At 71.1% G+C, this 7,328-nt stretch carries 9 protein-coding genes; 6 read left to right on the top strand and 3 right to left on the bottom strand.

The annotated features are described in order from the left end of the window. Positions 1 to 136 precede the first annotated feature (136 nt). On the bottom strand, positions 137 to 562 hold the full coding sequence (locus ACFVXG_RS45555) for a hypothetical protein (RefSeq protein WP_387936420.1): 426 nt from the start codon (positions 560 to 562) through the stop codon (positions 137 to 139). Beyond that, complete coding sequence (locus tag ACFVXG_RS45560) at positions 559 to 714, bottom strand: hypothetical protein (RefSeq protein WP_387936421.1); 156 nt, start codon at positions 712 to 714, stop codon at positions 559 to 561. Before ACFVXG_RS45560 ends, ACFVXG_RS45555 begins: the two co-directional genes overlap by 4 nt. Before the next feature lie 165 nt (positions 715 to 879). Here ACFVXG_RS45560 and ACFVXG_RS45565 point away from each other — a divergent pair, with 165 nt between their 5' ends. From ACFVXG_RS45565 to ACFVXG_RS45585, 5 genes are all read left to right on the top strand, one after another. Next, complete coding sequence (locus ACFVXG_RS45565; RefSeq protein ID WP_387936422.1) at positions 880 to 1,158, top strand: hypothetical protein; 279 nt, start codon at positions 880 to 882, stop codon at positions 1,156 to 1,158. Continuing rightward, entirely contained in the window at positions 1,155 to 1,397 is a 243-nt protein-coding gene (locus ACFVXG_RS45570) for a pRL2-19 (protein ID WP_387936423.1), read from the top strand. Before ACFVXG_RS45565 ends, ACFVXG_RS45570 begins: the two co-directional genes overlap by 4 nt. Positions 1,398 to 1,573: 176 nt before the next feature. After that, entirely contained in the window at positions 1,574 to 5,032 is a 3,459-nt protein-coding gene (locus tag ACFVXG_RS45575; protein WP_387936424.1) for a DUF927 domain-containing protein, read from the top strand. Between the two features lie 289 nt (positions 5,033 to 5,321). Then, on the top strand, positions 5,322 to 5,642 hold the full coding sequence (locus tag ACFVXG_RS45580) for a hypothetical protein (protein WP_387936425.1): 321 nt from the start codon (positions 5,322 to 5,324) through the stop codon (positions 5,640 to 5,642). A 22-nt stretch (positions 5,643 to 5,664) separates the two neighbouring features. Then, a complete protein-coding gene (locus ACFVXG_RS45585) occupies positions 5,665 to 5,847 on the top strand; it encodes a hypothetical protein (protein WP_387936426.1) in 183 nt (60 codons plus the stop codon). Positions 5,848 to 5,909: 62 nt separating this feature from the next. Here ACFVXG_RS45585 and ACFVXG_RS45590 read toward each other — a convergent pair whose 3' ends face one another. Then, complete coding sequence (locus tag ACFVXG_RS45590; RefSeq protein ID WP_387936427.1) at positions 5,910 to 6,548, bottom strand: hypothetical protein; 639 nt, start codon at positions 6,546 to 6,548, stop codon at positions 5,910 to 5,912. 364 nt (positions 6,549 to 6,912) lie between these two features. Between ACFVXG_RS45590 and ACFVXG_RS45595 the strand changes: the two genes are divergently transcribed. Then, a complete protein-coding gene (locus ACFVXG_RS45595; protein ID WP_387936428.1) occupies positions 6,913 to 7,077 on the top strand; it encodes a hypothetical protein in 165 nt (54 codons plus the stop codon). Positions 7,078 to 7,328 lie beyond the last annotated feature (251 nt).

Consider the following 7,328-nt stretch of genomic DNA (forward strand, 5'->3'; position numbering starts at 1 on the left):
CGCGCCAGGGCCAGCGGCATCACGCCACCCAGCCACAGGACCACCACCGCGACGGTCAGCACCGCCGAGACGACAGTCACCGCCAGGGCCGGGGCCGCGAGCCAGGCCCGGCCCGCCGTACGCCGCACAGAGGCGTTCATCGGGCACCGTCCTCGAACTCCACGGCCAGCAGCAGCGCGTCGTTCCACGCGTCGCAGTCGGCGAGCATCACGGCGGTGGAGGTGCAGCCGCAGGTACCGGCCCAGTGGGCGGCGGCGGCCTTCTCCTGGATGGCGAACAGCGCCTTCTCCTCGGCCCGCCGGAGCCAACCGGCCAGCAGCTCGAACGAGCCGAGCAACGTGCCGACCGCCACCAGCTCGGCGACGACCAGCTCCGCCCAGAACGGCGCGTCGAAGTGGGCCATGAAGGCGCCGGCCGCACCAGCGGCGGCGGCGGCGAACAGCGCGGCCACCAGGACGGTCAAGCGCTGCGGAGTGAGGGCCTGCCAGACGAGGCCGGCCTTCGGGGCCTTCGGCTGGGGGCTGGGCTTCTGGACGGGGGTCCCGCCACCGGCGTAGCTCATCGGGCACCGTCCTGGGGCCAGATCACGCTGATGCCGGAGCCGCGCTCCAGGACGACCGGCTCGGGGGCCGGGGCCGGGGTCGGCTCGGGCGCCGGAGCGGGGTTCGGGGTGGGGGCGGGCACGGACGTGCCGGACCCCTGGGTACGATCCATCACGGATCGCCCTCCTTCTCTAGAAAGGGGGGTGGTCAAGGCCCTGAGCAGGTGGTGAGACACCGGCTCGGGGCCGCTCCCGTTTGGGAACGGCTCCACCATGACACACAAACCATCGCGTGTACAACCATGTTCCGCAGTGAGTTTCTGGTCTATGCTCCTGCCATGGAGATTCGCGAGGAAGCGCAGGTAGCAGCACTGCGCGAAGTGGCAGAGATCGGGGCAAAGCGCGCCGCTCTGCTGGAACAAGCAGCCGCCCTACTCGGCGAGTTGGAGCCCGTCGCCATCAAGGCCATCAAGGCCGGCGCCCTGCGCAACCGCGTGCGGGAACTCGCCCAGGTCAGCCCGACCACCCTCTACGCCTGGCTGGAGAACGCGGGCATGGAGGTCCGGCCGAAGAAGGCTCCGGCGAAGAAGACCACCACGAAGAAGGCCACATCATGACCGGACTGCCCGAGCCCGCCGGGCTGTCGCACATGATGCTGGTCGGCCTCTTGATGCACCTGGGCGGGTCCTACGACCTGCCCGCCTCCGCCGTCGTGGACGTCGACTCACTCGGCACGCCGGACGGCGTGTTCCACGCGATCGAGATGGTGCCCCTGGAGGATGGGCGGGTTCGCCTGTCCGTCGTGCCCCGGCCGCCCGGGGACGCCGCAGGAATCGAAATCCGCAACGGGGAGTAACCTCACCCCCACGAACAGCGCTTAACCCCAGAAACGACCAACCCGCCCCCCGGACCCTCTTCTTGGCTGTGGTAGCCGAGGTGAGGGGTGGTATCCGGAAGGCGGGCCACGAATCGGTGTCGAGTGTAGGCGACCACGGGTCCCCGACACACCATGGCACCGGGAGAGGCACGTTCTTGCCCACCCGAAAGAAGTCCGCCCCGATCCCCCGCCAGCAGGAAGGCGACGGGGCCACCGTTTCCCAGCTCGACCGTGAAGGCGTTCCGGCGGGCTGCATCCCGATCCCCGGCATGAAGGACGGCTGGTTCTTCCGCCGTGCGGACCGGATGATCCTGCACCAGCACCGCAAGGGCTCACCCCTGCTGCACATCGGCGAGGTGCCCAAGGTGGCGGCCGTCGTCGAGCACCTGGCCGACGACGGCGAGAACATCCGCAGCGAGTACCTGCTCACGGCCAAGCGCCAGCGCCGGGGGCGCCTGGTGACCGAAGACGAGCTCGACAAGGGCACCTGGTCGGCGAAGACCGGCAACCGCCGGCCGACCGGCCCGGACGAGCGGCACGCCTTCGCCAAGGCGATCCGCATGGAGGCCGACGACGCCCCGACCGTCGCCGCGCGGACCTTCTACGACACCGAATCGGGTGATCTCGTGCTGCCCGGGGCTGACGCCCAGGCGTACGGCTACCGCACCCAGGCCGGGACCGAGAAGGCCGCCCAGGCCGCGTGGGAGGAGATCGGCGCCTACGCCGTCCTCGACCCGAAGGCCGCGCTGGTGATGGGCGCGATGTTCTCCGGCCCGATGCTCGACACGCTCGGCGTGCTGGCCCACATCCTGAACCTCTACGGGCCCGGCCAGCAGGGCAAGTCCACGGCGATCCAGGTGTGCGCGGCGCTGTTCGGCAACATCCGCCCGCGCCGTCAGCAGCTGCTGATGACCTGGAACAGCTCGAAGCAGGGCATCACCCAGAACCTGCGCGGGCGCGGGTTCCTGCCGTGCTGCATCGATGAGCACTCCTCGTCGGGCCGCACGCCGCAGCAGGCGTCCGGGGAGTTCTCCCAGATCGTGAGCGGGTGCTTCCGGGCCATGGGCACGGCGGACGGCTCGATCCGGGACTGGGACGGCTTCTGGCACTCGGTGCTGGTCTCCAGCTCCAACCAGCCGCTCAAGTTCCGGGGCCAGACCGAAGACCTGGCCTCGCGCCTGCTGGAGATCCAGTCACCGTTCTTCCCCCACGCCTGGGTGGACTCCGAGGGCAACAAGGTCAGCGCCGACGACAAGCGGGCGGAGCACGTCGCCAAGCGACTCAAGCGACTCGCCCGCGACCACGGCGGCTGGCCCATCGAGTGGGCGCTCAAGGCCGGCGCCTTCACCACGGCGAAGCTGGCTGAGGCCCGCACGGCCCACCTGGAGCTGTGCTCCAAGCACGCCCCGCGCACCGGCGGCATCCCCGACACCATCGCCGAGATCCACATGGCCTGGGTCGTCGGCGCCCACGTCCTGGGCAAGGCCATCGGCGTGCCGGAGCTGGGCCCGGCCGCCGAGAAGGCCGCCGCCGACCGCCTGGGCCAGGCCGCCCAGGCCGCCGCCGAGACCAACGTCCCGGACGGCGAGCGGCTGTGGCGGGGGCTGGACGCCCTGCGCCTGGAGGCGTCCGCGTTCCCCGAGATGGAGGACCTGCCCAGGGTCGCGGCCGAGGTCGGGCGCAAGCCCAAGGGGTTCGTCCGCAGCGACCGGGGCGAGTGGTGGGTGCTGGAGCCGGTCGTTGAGGAGGCCGCCGTCAAGGAGGGCGTCGAGAACGTCCTCAACGCCCTTCGGCAGCTCGCCGACGCCGAGGTGTTCCGGCGCGGAGACACCGGCCACCTCGGCACCAGGATTCCCAAGCCGATCCGGGGCAAGGGGCTGACCAGCCGGATGCTGCGGTTCAACGTGGACCGGGCGGAGGAGGTCTTCGGCGGTCCGGCCGATGCCGCCGAAGACGGCGACGGCGGGCAGGGCGACGGCGGCACGGGCCACCAGGAGCCGACCGAGGTGCCCGGCGACGCTCCGGCCGAGACGGTGTTCGTGCCCACCCAGGTCGAGCTGTCGATGTCCGCGCCCGAGGCGGAGCCGGTCCCGACCGTGGAGGCCGGGATGCCTGCGCTGGTTCGGGAGGTGACCGAGCCGCGGTGGGATGAGCTGGTCGACGCGGGGTTCAGCGCGGCGAAGGTCGGTGTGCTGGCGGGCACCGGGCTGCACCTGCCCAACATGCGGCCGGTGCCGGTGCCCATGCCGGGCAACGTGGAGGAGACCTACGCGCTCATGGCGGCGTACGACGTGCGCACCCTGTACGTCCACGCCAGCGCCATCGAGGCCATGGGCCTGCCCGCCTACGACATCGCCGTGCACGGGGAGCTGGTGAAGCCGCACGAGCACCCGTGGGCCGCCCCCGTGGCGGGCGGCGTGGTCGAGCGGGTCGAGCCCGCCGGCCTTTCGTTCTGGATGACCGCCATCCCCGCCGAGGGCGAGCGGCGCGAGATCTCGATCCCGGTCTACGACCCGTCCCGCCTGGAGGACTCCTTCGGTGCCGCCGTGGACGGCGCGGCCCTCCTGGACGCCGTGATGCTGTTCCTGCTGTCCAGCCGGGGCACGGGCAAGCACCCCAAGGTGGAGCGGTACTACCGCAACGTCAACATGACCGCCATGGGCTACGCCGGGATGACCGCCGACCTGGCCCGGTGCGAGGCGATCCGCCTGGAGCAGATCCCGCAGTTCACCGCCGGGCAGCGGCTCAAGCCGATCGTCCACCTCGGGTGGAACCGGCGCATGGAGCCGCCGGAGCGCGAGGCGAAGTGGCTGCACCGGTACGACAAGACGGCCGCGTGGCTGTCCGCCTGGTCGAACACGCCTCTCGGGGTCGGTGAGCCGACCCACTACGCGGACGGCGTGGAGTTCGACCCGAAGAAGGCCGGCCTTTGGCGCGTGGCGGAGGTGCCCGGGTTCGGGCTGCCCGGCCTGCCGATCTTCCAGCTCCGCAAGGCCGAGGAAGGCGGCTGGTGGGTGCGCTCCACCCCGGCCGTGATCCTGCTGATGGAGGCGTACCGAGACTGGACGCCGGTCGTCCTGGAGGCCCTGGTCTGGAAGGACAGCCGCCGCGTGATGGAGACCGGCTACGACCGCATCCGCCTGGGCCGGGAGTTCCTGCTGGCCGAAGTCGAGGCCGGGCGCGAGACCGCCGCCCTGGCCAAGCGCCTGAACGGCGCGCTGTACAAGTCGGGCCGGGGCTACCTGGAGCGCAACGAGCCCGAGCGCGACCACCTGACCGGCGAGATCTACGCCAGGAAGATCTACCGCCCCGACTGGGCCGCAGCCCTCCAGGACGCCGCGATCTCCAACACCTGGCGGGACCTGCGCACGTTCTCCCAGTCCAGGCGTTTCCCGCTCACCCTGGAGACCGACGCCATCACGATGGTCTCCGACGAGGCCGATCCGGTGCTGGCCGCGCCCCCGGGCATGAAGCTGGGCAACCACCGGGGCGGCCTGTGGACCGTGGAGGGCAGCGCGCCCGTCTCCGCGCTGCTGCCCCTGATGGAGGACCCCCGCAAGACCCGCCACGCCGGGGAAGCCCTGCGGATCTACATGAAGCGACAGGGGGTCTGACATGGCGTTCGGCTGGATCAAGAAGATCGGCTCCGCGATCGGCGGAGCCGCGCGGCGCGTCACAGGCCGCGAGAAGGCGCCCACGGCCCCGCCTGAGGCTGCGGCACCGCCCGCCCCTCCCGCTCCGCCTACCGGGCCGCCCGCGCCCCCTGCTGGCCCCCCGCAGCCCCCCGGCCCGGGCGAGGGCCCGGAGGGCCCCGGAGGTGAAGAGGCCGGCCTCACTGAGGAACAGCTCCGCGAGGCCGAGGAACGCGCGGCCGAGGCCGAACGCGAAGAGGCCGCACGGGAGATGGCGCGCAAGCGCTCGGCCCGTCCCGGCACGTTGCACGTCGCCATCCTCGGCAAGTGGAAGATCAGCGAGACCAAGTGGACCGGCACCGCCCGGGGACACCTAAGCGGCCAGCAGGTGCACCGGTTCCTCGACGCCATGGACCACGGCGACCAGGAGACCGCCGTCCGGATCGTCGCCGAGATCTACGCAGACGGGCGCGGCTTCGACGAACAGCTCGACTACGAGGGCTCGACCATCCAGGGCATCGCCTACGACGAGAGCGCCCACGGTGACTACGACGCCAGCAACGACCCCGACAGCGGCTACGAGCCCTGGTAGCGGTCACGACGGAGGAGGAGACATGACCGACACCCGCGCCAGCACCCAGGCGTGCGACCGGCCCGAGAGGTACCCCAACCCCAACAACAGCGACGCTGTCCACTACGACGTGGAGTGCCAGCACTGCGACGGCTGGCTGTGCATCGCGTGCGGCGACGACCACGTGGACGACGTCGGGCAGCTCTGCGACGGGTGCTGCGACTAGCCACCCCGCGCAGCGCGAAGGCCCCCGCCCCGGGAACCGGGCGCGGGGGCCTTCGCCGTCCCTCAGCCCAGCCGCAGGGCACCTGTGCGGACCGCGTGGACGAGGCGCCCCAGGGCGTACGGGGCCCGTCCCCGGGACTCCTCGATGAGGTGGTCCGGGTCGGCCCCGGTCGTACCCACCCGGGGCTCGGCGTCCCCGCGCAGCCGCTGGAGCGTGTAGGCGTGGCCGTTGACGTCCACGGCCATCACCATCCGGGCCTCGCGCCGGCCTTCCCGGCCTGCGTCGAGGAAGGTCCGTTCCCCGGCCGCGCGGCGGGCCGCCTCCTCCGGGGTCACCGTGTCCATCGGGGCCGCCCAGGCTTCGACCATGAAGGCCAGGCCCGCGAAGCCGTCCGGGGAGTCCGCGAAGGCCAGGTAGTCCACCGGCCCCGTCTCCGGCACCTGCTGGGCCCAGGCCAGCAGGTCATCGGCCGGGTTGCGCCGACCTCGGGTCCACACGCGCGGCGGGATGACCCGCAGCTCCACCGCCCCGGAGTCGATGTCCGCCAGGTGCAGGGAGAACAGGCGCGGCGGCTGGTCCCAGCCCTTGCGCTCCCCCTCCCGCGCCTCGATGGCCTTCAAGGCCGTGACCAGGGCGTTTCGCTCCGGACTCGCGGTGATCTGCACCGGCTCGCCGAACAGCACCCGCCGCTTCTCGAACATGCCTTGCCTCCCGAAGTTGGGTCTCCAATAGGCCCAACGATGCCGCCCGGAATACCGGCACGGGACGAGTTTCGGTATTTTCCCCCGCACGCCGCTTGGACACATTCCGTGATGGACCCCGGGTGGGACCCAGGGCCGCTGAACGTTGCACGAGGGGTGGGACCCAGGGCAGTTAACGTGAGGGTCCCACCCGGGGTCCCACCCGGGGTCCCACCCCAACTGGGACCCTTTTTTGTGCCCCTGACCTGCGGTTTTGTCTCGGGGTCCCAGGGGTCCCACCCCCGGGGCCCCGAGCATCTATACAGAGAGGGTGGGACCCTGCTCCGGACGACCCCCTCCCGGGACCCCATTTTCGTCACACAGAGTGACCATCGAAGGGGATTGGGAGCGCGGGGAAAACGGCCGGGAATGCGCCGGAAAATCGGCTGACGAGAATTCCGAATTCACCGAATCGCGCAAGATCACCAAAATCCGCGTCACAGAAAAATGCGAGCGCCGGAAATTGGATTTCGCCGAAAAATGGCGCTGATGATTTCGAAAAATGCTCGCGCCCCATTCCCGGAATTCGCCTGGGGCGAATCCCGGGAAACACCCGAGGGGAATTCCGATGGAAATTCGGCGGGCGCCGGGAATGCGCGTTGCGCATAAAAAGCCGAGAATTCCGGCGCTTTGCGCCGGAATAGGCCCGGCTGGGCCGGCCGCAGGCCGGTGGCGAAGCCACGCGACCGCAGGGAGCGCCCTTGAGGCGGGCGGCCGGCTCCGGATACTGGGCCGCGAAGG

Source organism: Kitasatospora sp. NPDC058162 (genome assembly GCF_042884005.1).
In the GTDB taxonomy this organism is placed as follows: Bacteria; Actinomycetota; Actinomycetes; order Streptomycetales; family Streptomycetaceae; genus Kitasatospora.